Consider the following 476-nt stretch of genomic DNA (forward strand, 5'->3'; position numbering starts at 1 on the left):
GGCGACAAGACGACGTGCGACGGGACGATTGCCGAAGGCTCGGACAACGTCTTCATCGGCGGTGGGACGCAGCGGGTGCGGGATGTGAAGTCGGCTACGCGGCTCGGGTGGCTGGGGGCGGCGCTCGGTATCGCGCTCGCGGTGTGTGGCCGCGGGAAGATGAGTTGGGGCGACTTTCTGAAGAGCAAGGTGCCGTGTCTTGCGGTCAATTTTGCGGCGAGTGCGTTCGGTACCTGGCTGGGTAGTCTGGCGCGGCCTTCGGCGGGGCATCCGGTTAACGTCATCACCGGCAGCAAGGTTCTCGATGGCACGGACGATACCGACTTCGTGCTGCCCGGGCCGCTGCCGATCGTTTGGCAGCGCTTCTATAGCAGCCTCGATGATCGTGCCGACAGCCTGTTCGGGACGGGATGGAGCGTGCCGATCAGCGTCGAGTTGCGGCTCGCGCGCGAACATGACGAAGTTGCATCGATCAC

General features: G+C 64.7%; 1 protein-coding gene. It reads left to right on the forward strand.

Annotation, left to right across the window (positions count from 1 at the left end):
- A partial coding sequence (locus tag JYJ84_RS37475) for a DUF6531 domain-containing protein (protein ID WP_240201969.1) occupies positions 1 to 476 on the forward strand: 476 nt, incomplete at both ends.

The organism is Burkholderia sp. LMG 13014, assembly GCF_905232215.1.
Lineage (GTDB): Bacteria > Pseudomonadota > Gammaproteobacteria > Burkholderiales > Burkholderiaceae > Burkholderia.